The sequence below is a fragment of the Spirosoma panaciterrae DSM 21099 genome, from assembly GCF_000374025.1.
In the GTDB taxonomy this organism is placed as follows: Bacteria; Bacteroidota; Bacteroidia; order Cytophagales; family Spirosomataceae; genus Spirosoma; species Spirosoma panaciterrae.
The window spans coordinates 91357-110536 of sequence record NZ_KB893182.1 but is presented as its reverse complement, the minus strand read 5'-3'; the positions used below and the strand labels follow the sequence as shown (position 1 = coordinate 110536).

Annotated in this window: 13 protein-coding genes and 1 pseudogene; 11 read left to right on the top strand and 3 right to left on the bottom strand. The window is 51.6% G+C overall.

Annotated features, from left to right (window positions below; all coding sequences use genetic code 11):
• Window positions 1–6 precede the first annotated feature (6 nt).
• From B153_RS0113235 to B153_RS0113210, 6 genes are all read left to right on the top strand, one after another.
• The gene (locus B153_RS0113235) at window positions 7–1506 is read left to right on the top strand and encodes a sugar ABC transporter ATP-binding protein (RefSeq protein ID WP_020597202.1); all 1500 of its coding nucleotides are present in this window, start codon (window positions 7–9) and stop codon (window positions 1504–1506) included.
• A gap of 23 nt (window positions 1507–1529) precedes the next feature.
• Window positions 1530–2522: an ABC transporter permease gene (locus tag B153_RS0113230; protein WP_020597201.1), complete on the top strand. Its 993-nt coding sequence runs from the start codon at window positions 1530–1532 to the stop codon at window positions 2520–2522.
• Window positions 2523–2544: 22 nt separating this feature from the next.
• Window positions 2545–3492: a sugar ABC transporter substrate-binding protein gene (locus tag B153_RS0113225; protein ID WP_020597200.1), complete on the top strand. Its 948-nt coding sequence runs from the start codon at window positions 2545–2547 to the stop codon at window positions 3490–3492.
• A 100-nt stretch (window positions 3493–3592) separates the two neighbouring features.
• The gene (locus B153_RS0113220) at window positions 3593–4468 is read left to right on the top strand and encodes a ThuA domain-containing protein (protein WP_040761342.1); all 876 of its coding nucleotides are present in this window, start codon (window positions 3593–3595) and stop codon (window positions 4466–4468) included.
• Window positions 4469–4480: 12 nt separating this feature from the next.
• Window positions 4481–7669, top strand: coding sequence for a PVC-type heme-binding CxxCH protein (locus B153_RS0113215; protein ID WP_020597198.1), 3189 nt, complete (start codon window positions 4481–4483; stop codon window positions 7667–7669).
• A gap of 26 nt (window positions 7670–7695) precedes the next feature.
• Window positions 7696–8589, top strand: coding sequence for a sugar phosphate isomerase/epimerase family protein (locus B153_RS0113210; RefSeq protein WP_020597197.1), 894 nt, complete (start codon window positions 7696–7698; stop codon window positions 8587–8589).
• Between the two features lie 213 nt (window positions 8590–8802).
• Here the strand turns inward: B153_RS0113210 and B153_RS0113205 are convergent, their stop codons facing one another.
• Window positions 8803–10998 (bottom strand): outer membrane protein assembly factor BamB family protein, encoded by a 2196-nt coding sequence (locus B153_RS0113205; RefSeq protein WP_020597196.1) that lies wholly within the window; start codon window positions 10996–10998, stop codon window positions 8803–8805.
• 561 nt (window positions 10999–11559) lie between these two features.
• Between B153_RS0113205 and B153_RS0113200 the strand changes: the two genes are divergently transcribed.
• Genes B153_RS0113200 through B153_RS0113190 form a run of 3 tightly spaced genes read left to right on the top strand, consistent with a single transcriptional unit; the run spans window position 11560 to window position 15246 of the window.
• Window positions 11560–12474 (top strand): helix-turn-helix domain-containing protein, encoded by a 915-nt coding sequence (locus tag B153_RS0113200; protein WP_020597195.1) that lies wholly within the window; start codon window positions 11560–11562, stop codon window positions 12472–12474.
• Between the two features lie 27 nt (window positions 12475–12501).
• Window positions 12502–12957 (top strand): (2Fe-2S)-binding protein, encoded by a 456-nt coding sequence (locus B153_RS0113195; protein WP_020597194.1) that lies wholly within the window; start codon window positions 12502–12504, stop codon window positions 12955–12957.
• Between the two features lie 33 nt (window positions 12958–12990).
• Window positions 12991–15246 (top strand): xanthine dehydrogenase family protein molybdopterin-binding subunit, encoded by a 2256-nt coding sequence (locus B153_RS0113190; protein ID WP_020597193.1) that lies wholly within the window; start codon window positions 12991–12993, stop codon window positions 15244–15246.
• 257 nt (window positions 15247–15503) lie between these two features.
• On the opposite strand, the gene B153_RS0113185 is transcribed toward B153_RS0113190, so the two are convergent.
• Both B153_RS0113185 and B153_RS0113175 read right to left on the bottom strand, forming a co-directional pair.
• Window positions 15504–16010 carry a hypothetical protein gene (locus B153_RS0113185; protein ID WP_020597192.1) on the bottom strand — a complete coding sequence of 169 codons (507 nt, stop codon included), beginning with the start codon at window positions 16008–16010 and terminating at the stop codon, window positions 15504–15506.
• Between the two features lie 12 nt (window positions 16011–16022).
• Window positions 16023–17177: pseudogene (locus B153_RS0113175) on the bottom strand (zinc-dependent alcohol dehydrogenase).
• A gap of 298 nt (window positions 17178–17475) precedes the next feature.
• Here B153_RS0113175 and B153_RS0113170 point away from each other — a divergent pair.
• Both B153_RS0113170 and B153_RS0113165 read left to right on the top strand, forming a co-directional pair.
• A complete protein-coding gene (locus B153_RS0113170; RefSeq protein WP_020597189.1) occupies window positions 17476–18339 on the top strand; it encodes a manganese catalase family protein in 864 nt (287 codons plus the stop codon).
• Window positions 18340–18636: 297 nt separating this feature from the next.
• Window positions 18637–19176: a hypothetical protein gene (locus B153_RS0113165; protein WP_020597188.1), complete on the top strand. Its 540-nt coding sequence runs from the start codon at window positions 18637–18639 to the stop codon at window positions 19174–19176.
• Window positions 19177–19180 lie beyond the last annotated feature (4 nt).

Genomic DNA, 19180 nt, shown 5'->3' with positions numbered 1-19180 from the left:
ATCCTTATGAATCCCAATTCCGACTACATTCTTCAGGTACATGAGCTGACCAAATCCTTTTCGGGGGTAAAAGCCCTCGATCAGGTTCAGTTGGCCGTACGAAAAGGGGAAGTCCACGCCCTGATGGGTGAGAATGGGGCCGGGAAGTCTACCTTGATGAAGATTCTGATCGGTCTTTTATCGGCCGACTCCGGAAAAATCATCTTCGAAGGGGCGGAACTGGCGGCTGGCCATGTCCGGGAGGTCATGAAAAGAGGCATCTCGATGATTCACCAGGAAATGCTGGCCGTACCTGAATTGACGGTTGCCCAGAATATTTTTCTGGGTCGGGAAACCACTGGCCATCTGTTCAGTTGGCTGGATGATCGGGCCCTCACCAACCGGGCCGGTGCGTTACTTCGGGAAATGGATATTCAAATCGACCCCAGCCTCAAAATGAAGCACCTGAGCGTGGCTCAGATGCAGATGGTTGAAATTGCGAAGGCCATTTCCAACAACGCAAAGGTAATCATCATGGACGAGCCGACCTCGGCGCTGTCGGAGAAGGAAGTAGCCACCCTCTTTCGGCTAATTAAAGACCTCACGGCCAAAGGCGTAGCGATCATCTACATATCTCACAAGATGGAAGAGATTACCGCCCTGGCCGATACCATTACCGTACTTCGGGATGGTAAATACATCGACACTCGCCCTGCTTCCGAACTGGACATGGATACGCTGATTACGATGATGGTAGGCCGAAAAATTGAGAGTCTGTTTCCCGCTTCTGCCATCCAACGGGGTAAAGAAATCCTGTCGGTGAAGGAGTTAAGCCGACAGGGGCAGTTTGCCGACATCAGTTTTGCCGTCCACGAAGGCGAGGTACTGGGTTTTGGTGGATTGATGGGCGCAGGCCGAACCGAGGTAGCCCGGACCATTTTTGGCCTCGACCAACCCGATAGTGGCCAGATTTATATCCGGGGCGAACACGCTGACATACAGTCTCCGCAGGATGCGATCCGCCGGGGCATCGGCTACGTAAGCGAAGACCGGAAAGGCTTTGGGTTTATCCCCCGGCTGTCGGTCCGCGAAAATATAACCTTAGCCAGTTTATCTGTTCACGCCAAAGGGGGCCTGATCCAGGCAGCAAGTGAATCCACAGCCGCCGACCGTATGATTGCTGACCTGCGCATAAAGGCTGCTAGTCCTGAGCAGTTCGTCACATTTTTGAGCGGAGGGAATCAGCAAAAAGTAGTCATTGGCAAAATGTTGCTTTCATCGCCATCAATCATTATTCTTGATGAACCAACCCGTGGCATCGACATTGGCGCTAAAGCTGAAATTTATAAACTCATTCATCAATTGAAAGAAGCCGGTAAAGCCATCATCCTGATCTCGTCTGAGCTTCCCGAACTCCTGGGGCTGAGCGACCGAATCCTGGTTATGGCGAAGGGGAAGAAAACCGCCGAACTTTCGACCCGGGAGGCTTCGCAGGAAACGGTTATGCAGTATGCCATGCAGGTTTGACAACCCACCTTTTACACGTATACATGGAAAACAACCTAAACAGCTATTTCGATAAGGATAGCGGGTCATACAAACTGCTGGTACGCCTTCAGGAAGTCCGAAAATATGGTCTGCTGATTGCCTTTGTCGTGGTTTGTCTGGCGCTCTCCCTAACCACTCCCCGCTTTCTGACCATCCAGAATCTGATGATTATCGTAACCCAGGTTTCCATCAATGCACTGTTGGCCTTTGGGGTTACGTTTGTCATCATTACGGGCGGTATCGATTTGTCGATTGGGTCGATGGTAGCCGTTACGGGGGTAGTTGCCGCCACATTTGCCCATCCCGACGAGTATCCGGTGGTTGTTCCAGTGGTGGTCGGCTTACTGGCCGGGCTACTCTTCGGAGCCTTCAATGGCTTTGTTGTCACCCGCAGTAAAGTTCCTCCGTTTATTGTCACGTTAGGCACCATGACCATCGGCCGCGGTTTAGCTCTGATCCTCAGCAAAGGGCGTCCCGTCTCCAACCTGTCCGATGCGTTCAATTTTATTGGTGGGGGCAAAATCATGGGGGTTCCTACCCTGATCATCATTCTGGTTCTGGCGTTTATTGGCTGTACTGTCGTACTCAGAAAAACGGTACTGGGTCGTTATATGTATGCCGTAGGGGGTAATGAACAGGCTGCCCGAGCCTCTGGCATTGAGCTAAGTACGGTAAAAATGATCGTCTACACGCTCTGTGGCGGTCTGGCGGCATTGGCCGGTATTCTGCTGACCTCGCGTATTACAACGGGACAACCCAACGCCGGTGCTGGCTTTGAACTCGATGCCATTGCGGCTGCCATTATTGGCGGCACCAGCACATCGGGCGGAACAGGCACCATGACCGGAACGCTGCTGGGTGCTTTACTCATTGGTGTCATTAGCAACGGCCTCGATTTGCTCAACGTAACCTCCTATTATCAACAGGTTGTGATGGGCATCATCATCATCGGTGCGGTTGTACTGGATAGCGTCAATCAACCGAACAGATCCTAAAGAATCTACAGTCCCACTTACTATGAAATCAATCTCGTCAATAGCCCTCACAATCAGCCTTATTACCATTTTCGCATCCTGCAATCAATCTACCAACAGCGAAAAGAGCCAAAGCGGGGAAGGCAAAAAACTGGTTATCGGCGCTACGATGCTCAGTATGCAAAACGAGTTTATCGTAAATGTTCACGATGAAATGGCAAAGAAGGCCGAAGCCGATGGGATTGACTTGATTACGGTCGATGCCGAACGGTCGGCGCTGAAGCAGGTCGAGCAGGTCGAAAGCTTCATTGCCCAGCATGTCGACGCCATCATCATGAACCCCTGTGAGGTCGAAGCCAGTTCGCCCGCCGTTGCCAAAGCCCTGGCGGCCAAGATTCCGATCATCAACGTCAATTCGGAGACCAGTACCAAGCCCTCGGCCTTTGTGGGATCAGATGATGTAGAGTCGGCCCGGATTGCCATGAAATTCATTGCCGATAAACTGGGAGGCAAAGGCACCATTGTGATGATGCACGGCTACATGGGTCAGGCAGCCCAGATCAAGCGCGAACAGGGCGCGCGGGAAATACTGAAGCAATACCCGAACATCAAACTGATTGCCCACCAAACCGCCGAGTGGGACCGCGCCAAAGCCATGTCGTTGATGGAAAACTGGATTCAATCGTATGGTTCGCAGATCAATGCTGTCTTTGCCCAGAACGACGAAATGGGCCTGGGTGCGGCAAAAGCACTGGCGGATGCGGGGCTGAAAGATAAAGTTGTCGTGGTCAGTATCGACGCCATCCCCGACGCGCTCCAAGCTGTCCAGAAGGGCACACTGGATGCGACCGTTTTTCAGAATGCCCAGCAACAAGGATCGAAAGCCATTGAGACAGCCGAAAAAATTATCAAAGGGCAGCCGTACGAAAAAGAAACGCTCATCCCGTTTCAGTTAGTGACGAAGGCCAATTTGTCGCAGTTCATGAAATAATAGAACACGGATTTTTATGATTCTTATGATTTAGACAGATCATAACCAATCCTGAATAGCATAAGACCCCGTGTTCTGTACCCATTTAAAACAAACAGCCGTGAAAACAAAACGAAGAGCCTTTCTGCAAACGATTACCGGATTAGCCAGCCTGAGTGCCTTGTCGGCCGTCGGTGCTGCCGCCCCTCAGAAACCGCTGGTGGTTTTTGTGACCGGCGATCATGAATACAGTGGCGAGTTGACCTTACCGCTGATTGCCGCCGAACTGGAGAAAAATTATGGGATGCGCACCAAAGTTCTCAAAGCTTATCCCGACTACAATGGCGAAAAAGACATTCCGGGTCTGGAAGCGCTGCGTGAGGCCGATCTGGCGGTGTTCTTTCTTCGCTGGCGACAACTCCCGCAGGAGCAGCTTGATTATATCGATGCCTATCTCAAATCCGGCAAACCAGTGATGGGTTTTCGCACGACAACCCATGCCTTCAATTACCCGGAAGGCGACCCGCGTATCCGCTGGAATGCTTTTGGTGAGTTTACCTTCGGCGCTCCTCCCGGCTGGGGGGGGAAAGCCGCTCACACCCACTACGGCCACAAGAGTACCACCGATGTGACCATCATTCCCGAAGCCGCCAGGAATCCGATTCTGACGGGCGTAGCTCCCAGTTTTCATGTGGCCTCCTGGCTCTATCGCGTACGACCCGACTACCCCGCCCAGGGTGCTACCTGGCTACTGATGGGCAAATCGGTCAATCCCGACAAAGAAGCCATCGATAATCCGGTGGCCTGGACCTGGAAAAACCAGTGGGGCGGCAAAGCCTTTATGACGACCCTGGGCCATCCCGAAGATTTTCAGGTCGAAGCCTTTCAGCGGCTGGTGATCAACGCCATTCACTGGGAGCTAGGCTTGCCCATCCCCACCCGCTGGAAAGGTAAGATTGCCATCAACGTACCCTATGGTCATCCCCAAAAACCCTGATATCCTGATCGTATGCGACCATTCGTAGCCCGAAAAACCAGCGTCACTACCCTATTCGCTATAGTGGGTTTACTCATCATGCCCATGAGTGCTTTCCAGCGCAAGCACTTTCCGACCGATGAACCTCCGATACAGCTAAAAAAAGACACGCACATTAGCCTGATCGGAAATAACCTGGGGTCGAGGATGATGAATTACGGCCTCTTTGAGACCGAGATGCAGGTGCGTTACCCCAACTACCGGCTCTTCATCCGCAATATGTGCGATGGGGGCGACACGCCCGGATTCCGACCACACGCCAGCCGATTTTCGCCCTGGGCCTTTCCCGGTGCCGAAAAATTCCAGACCGAACTGGCCAACAAGTCCGAAAGCGAAGGCCATTTCGAAACCCCCGACCAGTGGCTTACCCGCCTGAAAACCGACGTGATTGTCGCCTTTTTCGGCTATAACGAATCGTTTCAGGGCAAAGACGGACTGGCCAACTACAAGGCTGAACTCGACGCCTTTATCAAATGGACACTGAGCCAGAAGTACAATGGGGTAACCGCTCCGCAACTGGCCCTGGTTTCGCCCATTGCTTTTGAAGACTTATCCGCTACCTACGACCTGCCCAATGGCCAGAAAGAGAATGAAAACCTACGGCTTTATACCGAAGCAATGAAAGAGGTGGCCCAGCAAAACAAAGTGCTCTTTGTGGATGCTTTTACCCCTTCGCTGGCCTGGTACGAAGCCACGCCCGAACCACTCACCATCGACGGGTCGCAGTTGAACGAAGCAGGCTACAAAAAGCTGAGCCTGTTGCTGGCCGATCAGCTTTTTGGGCAAACAGCCGCCCAGGCCGAAGCCAATCGGGCCTTCGTTCAGGAAGCGGTGCTGGAAAAGAACTGGATGTGGCACAACGATTATAAAATCCCCAACGGCGTACACGTCTATGGGCGTCGGTATAATCCATTCGGGCCCGACAACTATCCGGCTGAGATTGAGAAGATTCGGCAGATGACGGCCATACGGGATACGGCTGTCTGGCAGGCCGCTTCGGAAGGCAAACGGATGGATATAGCTGCAGCCGATGAACGGACCCGCCAGCTACCTACGGTAAAAACCAATTTCAACCCCGAGAAAAACGGCAGCCTGACCTATCTCTACGGCCAGGATGCGTTGAGTAAACTGAAAGTACCTGCTGGCTATAAGATTGAGTTATTTGCCTCCGAACAGGAATTCCCCGATCTGGCCAAGCCCATGCAGATGTCGTTCGATAACAAAGGTCGGCTTTGGGTGGCCTGTATGCCCAGTTATCCCCACTACAAACCAGGCGATCCCAAACCCAACGATAAAATCATTATTCTGGAAGATACCAATGGCGATGGCAAGGCCGACAAACAAACGGTATTTGCCGATAAGTTGCATCTGCCGCTAGGCTTCGAGATCGCCAAAGAAGGCGTTTACGTATCGCAGGGAACGAACCTCAAACTGTTTACCGATACCAATGGCGACGATAAGGCCGATAAGGTCGAAATCCTGCTGAGTGGTTACGACGACCACGATACGCACCACAACAGCCACGCCTTTACGGTCGACCCGTCGGGGGCCATTTATTCGGGCGAAGGGGTCTTTCTGCATACCAATGTCGAAACCTCCTACGGCCCTGTTCGGGCGACCAATGGTGGCTTTTACCGCTATGCGCCCCAACTCCATAAGCTCGAACGCACGGCCCAGCTATCGATTCCCAACCCCTGGGGTATTGCTTTTGATGACTGGGGCCAGCCCTTTTTTGCCGAAACATCCAGCCCGGATGTGCGGTGGATGATGCCGGGAACCGTATTGCCCCGCTACGGCGAAGCCACCGACAAATCGAAACAGTTGATCGAGGAAGCCCACCGGGTACGCCCCACGTCGGGGCTGGAATTTGTGTCGAGCCGCCATTTTCCGGACGATATTCAGGGCGATTTCCTGATCAATAACACCATTGGTTTTCTGGGTACCAAAGAACATACGCTGGTCGATGACGGAACGGGCTATAAAAGCCGCCACCGGATGGATCTGGTCGTCAGCGATGACCGCAACTTCCGGCCCGTGGATATGGAGTTTGCCCCCGACGGCTCACTGTACCTGATCGATTGGCACAACATCCTGATCGGCCATATGCAGCACAACGCCCGCGACCCCCTGCGCGACCATTCGCATGGACGGGTGTACCGCATTACGTATCCATCCAGGCCCCTGGTAACGCCCGCAAAAATTGACGGAGCCTCCGTGGAAGAATTGCTGGACAACCTCAAACTACCCGAGTACCGGACCCGCTACCGAACCCGACGGGAGTTGCGGGGACGGGATGCTTCCGAAGTACTGGCGAAGCTGAAAACCTGGGTAGCCAAACTGGATAAGAACGACCCGCGTTACGAACACCATCTGCTGGAAGGCTTATGGGTAAGCTGGGGCATGGATAAAGTCGATCAAAACCTACTGCGCCAGGTCCTGAAAGCCAACGACTACCATGCCCGGGCAGCTGCCGTTCAGGTGGTACGCTATACCGGCCATCAGGTCGCCGATCAGGCTAATTTACTGATGCAGGCGGCTAAAGACGAAAACAGTCGGGTTCGCCTGGCGGCTATCGTAGCCGCTTCCTGGATCGGTAAGGAAAAAGGCTTGCCCATTCTGACCGAGGCCGCTAAAAAACCACTGGACGACTGGATGACGCCTGCCTACGAAACGGCGGTAGCGCACCTGAAAGGCGAAAATGTCAAAAAGAAAAAAGAGATCACGGTGACCTCCAACCTGAAAGGGCAGGAACTGGATCTGTACACCCAGGGGCGGCAAATTTTCGCCAAGGAAGGCTACTGCATCACCTGCCACCAGGCCGATGGCAAAGGCCTGGCCGCGTCGGGTTTTCCGCCACTGACGGGCACCAATTGGGTAACGGGCAGCGAAGATCGCCTGATCAAAATCGCCCTGAAGGGATTGATGGGGCCCATTGAGGTCGCGGGCAAAAACTATCCCGGCCAGGTACCCATGACCCCTTTTGGTGGTTTATTGAACGATAAAGAAGTAGCCGCCGTACTCACCTACGTGCGAAACTCGTTTGGCAACAAAGCGTCGGCAATCCTGCCCGAAACCGTCAAAAAAGTCCGATTAGCGACGCAGCAAAAAAAGGATTTTTATACCCCCGCTCAGCTACTGAAAGCGCATCCGCTGGAGAAATAAAAACCTGATTTATCCCCCTTTATCCTATGTCATTATCCGATCAATCACCCGCTTCTACGACCCGATCGCTATCGCCCGTCGGCTTTAACCTACTCGTCTGGACGGCTGCCATTTCCGAACAAATGAATCCTATTGCCGACCGGCTGAAAACGATTGGTTACGATGGGGTTGAATGTTTTGTGGATACGCAGGATGTAGCGGTCTACCAGAAGTTTGGCGATCATTTAAAGCAAACGGGTCTGCAAAGTACCTGCGTAACAGTGGTTGGCCCCGATACCAATCCCGCCAGCGACTCGGCCATTATCCGCCAACAAGCTATCGAACACTTAAAAGGCGTAGTCGATCGGGCACATGCCATGGGAGCCTCGGTCATTTGTGGGCCATTCCATTCGGCTTTCGCGACCTTTACCCGTCGCGAGCCCCAGTCGGAGGAGTATGACCGTAGCGCCGAAGTGCTGCACACGGTAGGCGAGTATGCCCGGCAGGCAGGCATTATTCTGGCCCCCGAAGCCCTGAATCGCTTTGAATGCTACCTGTGCAATACGATGGATCAACTAGCCGAGCTGGTCCGTCGGGCCGATCATCCGAATGTACGGGCCATGTTCGATACGCACCACGCCAACATGGAAGAAAAACGCTTCCCGGATGCGATTCGGACGATCGCTCCGTATCTGGCGCATGTGCACATCAGCGAAAACGACCGGGGTACACCCGGCGATGGACATATTCCCTGGGACGATACCTTCCGAACCCTGGCCGAAATCGACTATCAGGGCTGGATGACCATCGAAGCCTTTACCCGCAACGATATTGATTTTGCCAATTCAATCAACGTCTGGCGGGAGTTCAGCAGTCCCTGGGACATTGCCGAAAAGGGACTGACGTTTATCCGGTCGATGCAGGCAAAATATGCCCGCTAGTAGCCCAATGAACTACTTGAGTTCATTAGAATTTTGTTCTGCTGACTCAGGAAGCCGCCGGAGCGTAGGTTTCCTGAGTCAGCAGAACAAAACGCCCGGTTGAAATACGCTAAACGAGTTGTTTTTCAGCCCTTAACCATATAAGCAGGATAAAAACATACCGTTCAGCTTAGCGTTCTATACACTCCAACAACTTCTTAAGAAATACGAAGACTACTTCAGAGCAAAGGCAATGTAGTTTCCTCCGATTTTCTGGCCTCTGCCTCCCCCGGCGGCAATGACGACGAACTGTTTGCCGTTCACCTCGTAACTGATGGGTGTGGCAAAGCCACCCGCTGGAAGCTGGTATTCCCAAACAACCTTGCCCGTTTTCTTGTCGAAAGCCCGAATCTTCTCGTCCTTCGTTCCGGCAATAAATACCAATCCCCCTGCCGTGACCAATGGCCCGCCATAGCTATCGGTTCCGGTGGTAGGAATGCCTTTCTTTGCCAGTTCGGGATATTCGCCCAATGGAACTCGCCAGAGATAATCGCCCGTGTTCAGGTCAATGGCGTTCAACGTGCCCCAGGGTGGTTTGATGCCCGGATACCCTTCTTTGTCAGTAAAGCGTTGCCACACCTTGCTAACATAGGTGGGTACATACGGAAACCCATTTTTGCTTCCAGCAGCGGCAGGAGTAGCCGAAGCCTGCGCTACTTTAGCCGCCCCGCTTTCGGTATTCAGCAGGAAACGGACGAGTGCATCCCGGTCTTTCTCCGACAAATGACCGAAAGAAGGCATCCGACCACTGCCGGTTTTTAGCAAGGTTTTAATATCATCTGCCGACCGCTTTTTCCCAATGTCGATGAGCGACGGTAGTTCAGGCCCACTCCCACGTCGATCCTGCCCATGACAGGTGGCACAATTCGCGACGTATAGGGCATTACCAGCCGTAACGGGGGTATTGCGTTGCGTCAGATCGGCCCGTTTGGTCATAATCAATTCCCAGGGATCTTCGTTTACGTTCTGGTAAAGAACCCCCGACGGGTCGATGGCATTACCGCCCCATTCGGCCCCACCACTGTACCCAAACAGCAGCGTACCTTTTTCTGAGGGTAGCGCAAATTTATTGTCCGTTTTTAGCTGAAGATACCGCTCTTTTACATACGCATGCGCTTCTGGCGATAGGTCGGTAATATCGGCCTCGGTATACACCTGCCGGGTTAGCGGCAGTGGCTTACGGGGAAATTTCTGCGTCGGCCAGGGATGTTCGCCAGGTAAGCCGTCGATCGGAACTTTCCGCTCATCTACCGGAAACAGGGACGTTCCTGTATCCCGGTTCAGGACATATACCAGCCCATCTTTGGTGGTCTGCACCACGGCATCCACCCGCCGGGGTCGGCCATCGGGGCCAGGGCGGGTGAGTGTGATCAGGTTGGGTGGGCAAGGATGGTCCCGATCCCAGAGGTCGTGGTGGATGGTCTGGTAATACCATTTCATCTTGCCCGTTTCGGCATCCAGCGCCATAATGCAATTGGCAAACAGGTTCTGGCCTTTGCGATCGCCCCCGTAAAAATCGGATGCAGGTGAGCCCGTTCCGAAATACACGACCCCTCTTTTTTCGTCGAGAACCATTCCACTCCAGTTATTGACAGCCCCGATTTTCTGGTAAGCCTCTTTGGGCCAGGTATCATACCCGAACTCGCCTGGTTGCGGAATCGTGTGAAACACCCACTTGAGTTTGCCCGTAACCACATCGAAAGCCCGGATATGGCCGGGAGCCGCGTCACCCGATTCGGATACACTCGACCCAATAATAAACGTATTACGATATACGATTCCCGGCGAAGTAGCATTGACCGATAGTTTGCTCACATCATGGTCCAGATTCGTTTGCAGCCCTTCGTGTAAATCAGCTTTCCCTTCCCTACCAAAACTGGCTATGGATTTACCCGTTTCAGCATTGACCGCATACAGACTTGATCCAACCGTGTATAGTATCCGTTTGTCGGACCCGCTCTGCCAGTACACCACCCCCCGATTGGAATTACGTCGGTCATTAGGCGATGGTTCGAACCGCCAGAGTGGCTCACCAGTCCCAGCCTTCAGGGCAAACAGATTCAGATCGGGCGTAGTCCCGTATAGAATCCCATCTACCACAATAGGCTGACATTGAATAGCCCGCTCAGGCCGACGGCCGTTAGCGTCCGGCTTTTCAGAAGCATCGTACATCCAGGCTACCGCTAAGCTTGCTACGTTTTGAGTATTGATCTGAGTCAGTGGCGAATAGCGATTCCCGGCTTTATTGCCTCCATAGTTGGGCCAGTCCTTCCCTGTTGTGATCGGGCCATCACTCATCACCATACCGACGACAAGGGTACTACTTATAACCAGTCCAGAAATGACTCCTTTTTGACTCAGGCGCATCATAAAATCAGTAGGTATGAAATGTCGGGCTGTCGACCAGCCTCTGCCTTCTAAAAGGAAGAACCGCCGTTAATTTCATCAATCGTTTCAGAAAAATTAGCATAATATCAACAACCGCCAGACACGGTTTTACCGAATTACGCTGTACAGAATATCCCGGTAAGCCATACTTTCTTTTCGACAAACTGCATTACTTCTAAGCAGCATGTTTTGTAAGAGCCGTTATCGGTTATTCGTCTAATTTTCAGTATAGCGAATCAGTTCGTCCATTGGTTTACATTAGGTAAACCAACCTACGCATGTACAGATAACGGGCGATCAGATTGTTTGAATTTTGTAATTTCTTATTTGAATGTAGTAAGATCAGCAGGCTGTATATGGGTAACTTAGCCGTCAAAATCAGGCTGGACCTGGCCGAAAAACTAGTAGGCCCTAGAGGGAACCCACTTTATAAGTAACGTACTGCTAACAAGCACCTTAAGTAAATTCGTAAGCTACTTAACAACTGTTCCAGGCCGAAAAGCCAAATGCGCATAGTAGCCATCTTAACGGCAGGCGATACGGATGAATGACATCGAAACGATAGACGAATTATACAAACGAAAGTTTGATGAGGCCACTTTCCAATGGATACCTGATCCCATTCGGCATGAGATTGGGCATTTCAACGTATTCCGTCTGGAACCACTGGTGGATGGGAAAGCGAAGCCAGTACCTTACAAACGACGCGAGTATTACAAGGTCATGCTCGTGATCGGCAATAGTCAGGTCCATTATGCGGATAAAGTAGTAACCGTAAAAAAACAGGCTCTTACTTTCTCCAATCCGCATATTCCGTACAAATGGGAACATCTGGATACCGTTCGGGAAGGGTATTACTGCATCTTCAATCGCCATTTTTTCAGCCAGTTTGGCAATCTGAGTCAGTACGACGTGTTTCAGCCCAATGGCACGCACGTCTTTGAGCTAATGGATGAACAGGTGGAGCAGCTTCGCCCGATTTTCGAGCGTATGTTTACCGAAATTCGTTCCGATTACATTCATAAATACGATGTGCTGCGCAACCTGGTGTTCGAGCTGCTCCATTTTGCGATGAAGATGCAGCCAACATCGACCTTTACGAAACAGACAACCCATGCCTCTGAGCGAATTGCAACGCTATTTCTGGAATTGCTGGAGCGGCAATTTCAGCTCGACGACACCCACCAGCAGGTAGCTTTTCGATCGCCTTCTGCTTTTGCGTCTCAGTTGAATGTGCATGTAAATCACTTAAACCGGGCCGTGCGGCTCACCACGCAGAAAACGACCTCGCAGCTCATTGGCGAGCGGATTCTACAGGAGTCTAAAATGCTGCTGAAACATAGCAGCTGGACCGTGTCAGACATCGCCTATGCGCTAGGCTTTGCAGAAGTAACCCACTTCAACAACTTCTTCAAAAAGCATATGCAGGTCAGTCCAATGAAGTTCAAAAACAAGTAATCGATACCCCTTAAACTCGTACACACATTGGCAAAATTCAGTTTAAAAATCAACGGAAAAAGCAGGCAGGTCGATGTAGATCCATCGACGCCCATGCTTTGGGTCCTGCGCGACCACCTCGACCTGACAGGCACCAAATACGGTTGCGGCATGGCTCAGTGTGGCGCCTGTACGGTTCACCTGGATGGGACCGCCGTTCGCTCCTGTCAGCTACCCATTTCTGTAGTAGGCAATCAGGCCGTTACCACCATCGAAGGGCTTTCGGCCAATGGCGACCATCCCGTACAAAAAGCCTGGCTCGAACAGGATGTAGCCCAGTGTGGCTACTGCCAGGCAGGACAAATCATGAGCGCAGCCTCTCTGCTCAAAACCAATCCGAACCCAAGCGATGCCGACATCGATGCGGCCATGAGTGGTAATATCTGCCGATGTGGTACTTACCTCCGCATCAAAGAAGCCATTAAATCAGCCGCCCGGAAGTAATCAGGTGCCTCAACGCGCAAACAGAACCTTACCATGGAAAACACAAAAACGACTTATAACCGACGTTCTTTTCTGAAGGCTTCACTGCTTTCGGGCGGTGGCATGATGCTCAGTATTAGCTGGCTATCCAGTTTTAAACCTGCCGACAAAGTACAGGCTCTGAACCTGCCCGATCAGGGCGTCCTGCTTACGGGCTACATCAAAATTACCCCCGACAATGTCGTGAAGCTCATGTGTCCCAATCCTGAGTTTGGCCAGAACGTGATGACATCCCTTCCGATGATCATTGCCGAAGAGCTGGATGCCGACTGGCAGCAGGTGGTGGTCGAGATAGCCCCGCACGATAACGTCAAATTTGGCTCTCAATTTACGGGTGGAAGCCAGTCCGTCAGATCGTACTGGAAGCCGTTACGAACCGCAGGGGCTTCGGCCCGGCAAATGCTGCGGGAAGCCGCTGCCCAAAGCTGGCAGGTGCCCGTTGAAGAGATAACGACCAAAGCCGGGAAGCTCTACCACGAGAAATCCGGGAAATCGGCCACCTACGGTGAACTGGCCTCCAAAGCTGCCGACCTCCCTATACCCAAAGCCGTTACGTTCAAATCCCCCAAAGCGTTTAGTATTGTCAGAAACTCGAAGAAAAATGTTGAAGGACTCAAAGTCGTAACAGGCAAACCGTTGTTCGGGCTGGACTACCGACAGGAGGGTATGCTGATCGCCATGATTCAGCATCCACCCGCTTTCGGTATGAAATTAAAATCGTTTGATGCCTCCCAAACGCTGAAAATGCCGGGTATTAAAGACGTTTTCACGATTACGCTTTTTGAAGAAGGCTCTGAACGGGGCGCTTTCGAAACCCGGTCATTCAATGAGGCTCTTGTCGTAGTAGGCAAAACCACCTGGGAGGTTATGAATGCCCGCAAAAAGCTGAAGGTCCAATGGGAGCCAGCCCCTGAACTTCGAGAAACCATGAACGCATTCGGGCGTAAGGTAGAGGAAATAACACCGGCCGGTCTGGAAAGCTCGACCTCACACCTACAAAAAATGAAGGAATGGGCGCAAAAACCAGCCACGCAGCTCCGAAAAGACGGTGACCCGGACACGGCCTTCAAAAATGCAGCGCAAATTATAGAGCGGACTTACACGGCTCCTTTTCTGGCGCACAACACGATGGAGCCGATGAACTTCTTTGCCCATGTGACCGACGAAAAAGCCCTTTTGGCAGGTCCACTACAGGCGCCGGGCGTAGCCGAGCAAACTCTCGTCAAACGATTGGGGCTACCAGCCGACAAAATCGAGATTCAGATGACCCGGATGGGGGGCGGATTTGGCCGACGGGCTTATTCGCATTATCTGGTAGAAGCAGCCCTGATCTCCAGAAAAGCCAAAGCCCCCATCAAGCTAATGTACACTCGGGAAGACGACATGACCTACGGCATCTATCGGCCGATGTATACCGCTACGTATCGGGCCGCTTTAGACGCGAATAAAAACCTGATTGCCTTCCATGTAAAAGGGGGCGGCATACCCGAGCACCCCATTCATGCCAATCGATTTCCGGCCGGAGCGGTGGATAATTACCTGGCCGAAGGCTGGCAGATTCCATCCAATATCACCATTGGTGCTTTCCGGGCACCCCGTTCCAACTTCAACGCAGCTGCCGAACAGTCTTTTCTGGACGAACTGGCCGAAGCCATGGGCAAAGACCCCATTGAATTCCGGCTCGAACTTTTAAAACGGGCCAAGGAGGCCCCGGTCGGCAAAAACAATGAGTATGACCCCGATCGATATGCGGGTGTACTTAACCTGGTACGCGACAAATCGGGATGGAACAAACCGGGCAACGAGACATACAACCGGGGAGTGGCCGCTTACTTCTGCCATAACTCCTATGCCGCCCATGTAGTCGATATGATCACCCGCAATGGTGTACCGTATGTGGAACGGGTATTCAGCGCCATGGATTGCGGCATTGTCATCAACCCGGAATCAGCCAAAAATATGGTCCAGGGAGCGGTGGTTGACGGAATCGGGAATGCATTTTACGGAGCCCTGACCCATAAGGCCGGTGCTGCCGAACAAAGCAATTTCCATAATTACCGTATCATTCGTCATAACGAAGCCCCCAAACAGATCGAAGTTCACTTTGTCGAGAATGATATTGACCCCACGGGTTTAGGGGAGCCACCATTCCCTCCTGTATTTGGTGCCGTGGCCAATGCGTTATATAAAACGACAGGCAAACGACACTATAATCAACCGTTTAAACCCGATCTGGAGAAGCGAATCTAACCTGGCCTGACGCCCAGTTTAGACACGCGGCAAGCATCCGTATGATCGGTGCTTGCCGCGTTTTTTGGCCTCCTCATGATCAGAGAAATCCCTAATTCGCCCGTTATCGATGCCTTCGCTTTTTATCGACTCTATCCTCACGTTCAGCAAAATACCTTACTGTTAACCTGACTTAGAGATCGTTTTTATAGAAATGACCGAAGGGCATTGGTTGTACCTGTTTCATGCGATCGTTTGTGCTGGCTATAAAGTTTATTTTACGCTCGTCGGGGACTCCTGTTTCTGGACAGGATCGTCAGTACAGTAGTGGTTACCACAGCACCGATCAACACTTGCTGAAGCAGACCTTTTCGATTGTATTTCCAATCGGCCAGCATCCCCTTTTCAGCAAAAATGTTAGGCACGCGCCCTTGTCTGACATCATCGATAAAGCCCTCTACCACGTTGACCCGATCGGCCAGCAGCAAGGGTAACCAATGCCCATATTCCGACTCACTGAATCGAAAGGCAAATCGACGAATCTGTCCGCTAAGTCCTGTCGGAGGAACAGACGTTCCGAAAACCGCGCTCACGTTTGGGCGTTCAATCGAGCGAAGTACCTCCGTGTCAATGGGTTGTTGTGAGGGGCGCTCCCATGAGTACCCTCGTTGTTCGGCATCGGTCCGATTCTTAATGGGGTAGGTTGGGTCATTTTTGGGGTCGGCATCGATGCCCCAGCCCCGGATATGTGTATACTTACCGGCTAATGTTTCGATAGTTTCCATAGGAGTTGTACGTTAGCTTCGAGCCGAAGGCGGCATCAGAACGGGTTTAATGCAGTTGTCGAGTTTATTGGCAAAGATGTTATACGCATCGGCAATGTCTTCCAGAGGCACCCGGTGAGTAATCAGGGCTTTAGGGTTCAAAATGCCATTTTGGACATGGTCGATGAGCCGAGGCAGAAGCCGTTTTACTGAAGCCTGGTTCGCCCGGATGGTAAGTCCTTTATTCACTACATTACCAATCGGAACCAGATTATCCGTTGGGCCATATACCCCCACTACCGACACAATTCATCCTTTTTTATCGGAATTGATAGCCCAGTGAAGCGCCGTTGCCGAACCGGCCTGAATCAACAATTTTCGCCCGGTAATGGTCTGTAGGGCGCTTCCCGCAGCTTCGGCCCCAACCGCATCGATACAAACATCAACCCCCAGCCAGTCCGTCATTTTTTTGATAAACACCACCGGGTCATCCATTTCTTTGAAATTGTAGGCTTCGCAGGGCGCATAATTTCGGACAAACTCCAGACGATAATCAACCTGGTCAATGACAATGACGCGCCCGGCACCAAATAACCACGAACAGCGAGCGGCCATAATGCCTACTGGTCCGGCACCAAATACCACAACAGTATCGCCGGGTTGAATCCCTCCCATTTCAGCAGCCTGGTAACCTGTTGGGACTACATCCGTCAGCAGAACGGCATCGTCGGGGTCCATACCTGGTGGGATAACCGTAGGGCCGAAATTGGCATAAGGAACCCGCACAAATTCGGCCTGGCCACCATCGAATCCCCCCGCCGTATGCGAATATCCAAAGATGCCGCCTACGGCCGTGGCCTCGGTATTCGATTCATGGCAGTTGCCGTACAACCCCTGCTGACAGAAAGAGCACTTGCCACAGGCAATATTGAAGGGAACCAGTACCTGATCGCCAACTTTGAGCTTATGTACGTCGGAGCCGATTTCCTCGACAATACCAATAAATTCATGTCCGAATGTGGAACCAACGCGTGTATCCGGCACATTGCCGTTGTACAAATGCAAATCAGACCCACAAATGCAGGAGCGGGTCACCCGCACGATGGCATCTTCCGGGTGTTTGATTTCGGGATACGGTTTTGAGTCAATACGGACCCGTCGAGGGCCCCGATAATTCATGGCTAGCATACGGATGTTTTGCTACGATTAATTGATTGGGACTGTTTATACCAACTCGTTTGTCGGTGGGAGTAGCCAGACTCGGCCAAACGAGTAAGGAAACGGGGCGTGTCTATTTCGGAAACGGACACTTAAAAGCTCACCGGCCGTTCGCTCACTCTGCCTTTTATTTTAAAGCCACTGGCTGTTCAAAGGGCGTTGGTAAGGCAATACCAATGCCGTTTATCGATTGATAAAAAGGCTGGTTCAGACGCTCCTTTTGCTCATGATATGGGCCAGAGACGAGCTAATAAACCCTCTATTTTTTATGTTTTATCACGACAAAAAACTCCAGTACACCGTTAAGGTCGACAAACCTAATCCTCAGTTCGCCCGCGCCCTTCAGCAAGCCATAGGAGGCATTGAAGGAGAGATTAGAGTCTGCCTGCAATACCTGTTCCAGGCCTGGAATGCACGAGGTCCCGTCCGTTATCGGGATATGCTACTCAATACTGGCACCGAAGAAATGGCCCATATCGAAATGCTGGCTACAGCCGTTTGCCTGAACCTTCAGGGCGCTCATAGCAGTGTCATCGAATCAATTGTTGGTGACGATCCACTGATGGAAAAAATTATTGGTGGTGGAGATCCCCGACACTTTCTGTCGGGTGGTATGGGCGCACTGGCGGCCGATGCCAATGGGGTTCCCTTCAATGGCTCCTGGGTAGTAAGCTCCGGCAACATAGCGTCCGATATGTTTGCCAATGTAATGGCCGAATCTACCGGACGTACGCTGGCCACGCGGCTTTACGAAATGACGGACGATGCAGGCATGAAAGACATGCTGGCTTTTCTGATCGCTCGCGATACCATGCACCAGCAGCAATGGCTGGCTGTACTGGAAGAGTTGGGGCATGGCGATATTCGGGGTGTATTGCCTATTCCGAACAGTTTCCCACAAAGCCAGGAACATCAGGAGTTCAGCTACGCCTTTGTGGATACTAACATTGACCCCGACTCCCGATCGGCCGGACAGAATCGGAGGTGGACCCAAGGCCCGTCGATAGATGGCAAGAGCGAGTTTCGGGAAATCAAAGCGCAGCCCGTGGGCGACGAGCCCATGCTAGCCCCACCCATTCCGGAGGGCCATGCACAAACGGAACAGATCGAACAGGCTGGTCAGAAAAGCTAATCGTCACCAATCGTACAGGCTGAACAAATAGGTCTACTCTGTACTGCCAATGCACTGTATGTCGTCAAATGCACTGTATGTCGTCAAATGAGAGTGGATAAATAAGCGGTGAAAGATACAATTCAGTAATCGCATCGGCACCCCGGTTGTCTCACCCAAGCCACCTTAGTTATGTCCACTTCCATTTGACGACATACAGCCAGTGAACACGCAACCACTGATTACCTCTACTCAATAGGGTACTTTCATGAACAACCCCAGGAAGAAGGTATACTCGGCATTTTACAACTGGTAATTATGAATTTCGGGGATACGATTTATGAAAAATTCAAAGATCCCAAATGCCCTAACCAAACGGTTGTCAAGCAAATGCAACGCCTTTCGGAAACTTACACCCGAAAAAGATGGTTCTCCAAAGCCGAGTTTGAAGAAGAAACCCTGTGGACGTTATATGCTCTTCAGGAAGGCGTAACCAGTCATAAAGACTGGAAACGAGGCAATGGCTCAATCCGTTTTATAGACAGCTTTTTCAGCTTAAAAGGTGATACGGAATACGATAATTTGTCGAGTATGACAATTATATCAGGCAATACTCGTATCATTTTTGATGGAAGCTATCAAATTGAGACAAAGGAGATTATACGAGACGGTAAAACCCATCGGTTTAAGGTAATGCCTTTTAATCAGACAGGCGATATTGAAGAACAACCTGACAAAAAATTAGTTAAATTTGTACCCGATTACTTCCCTGGTACCATGCTTTCTGCCAAAATTTGCATAAAACCGGGAAATACGGCCCCAATACAACAACCGAATCAATCATCCCATGGTAGATAGAATT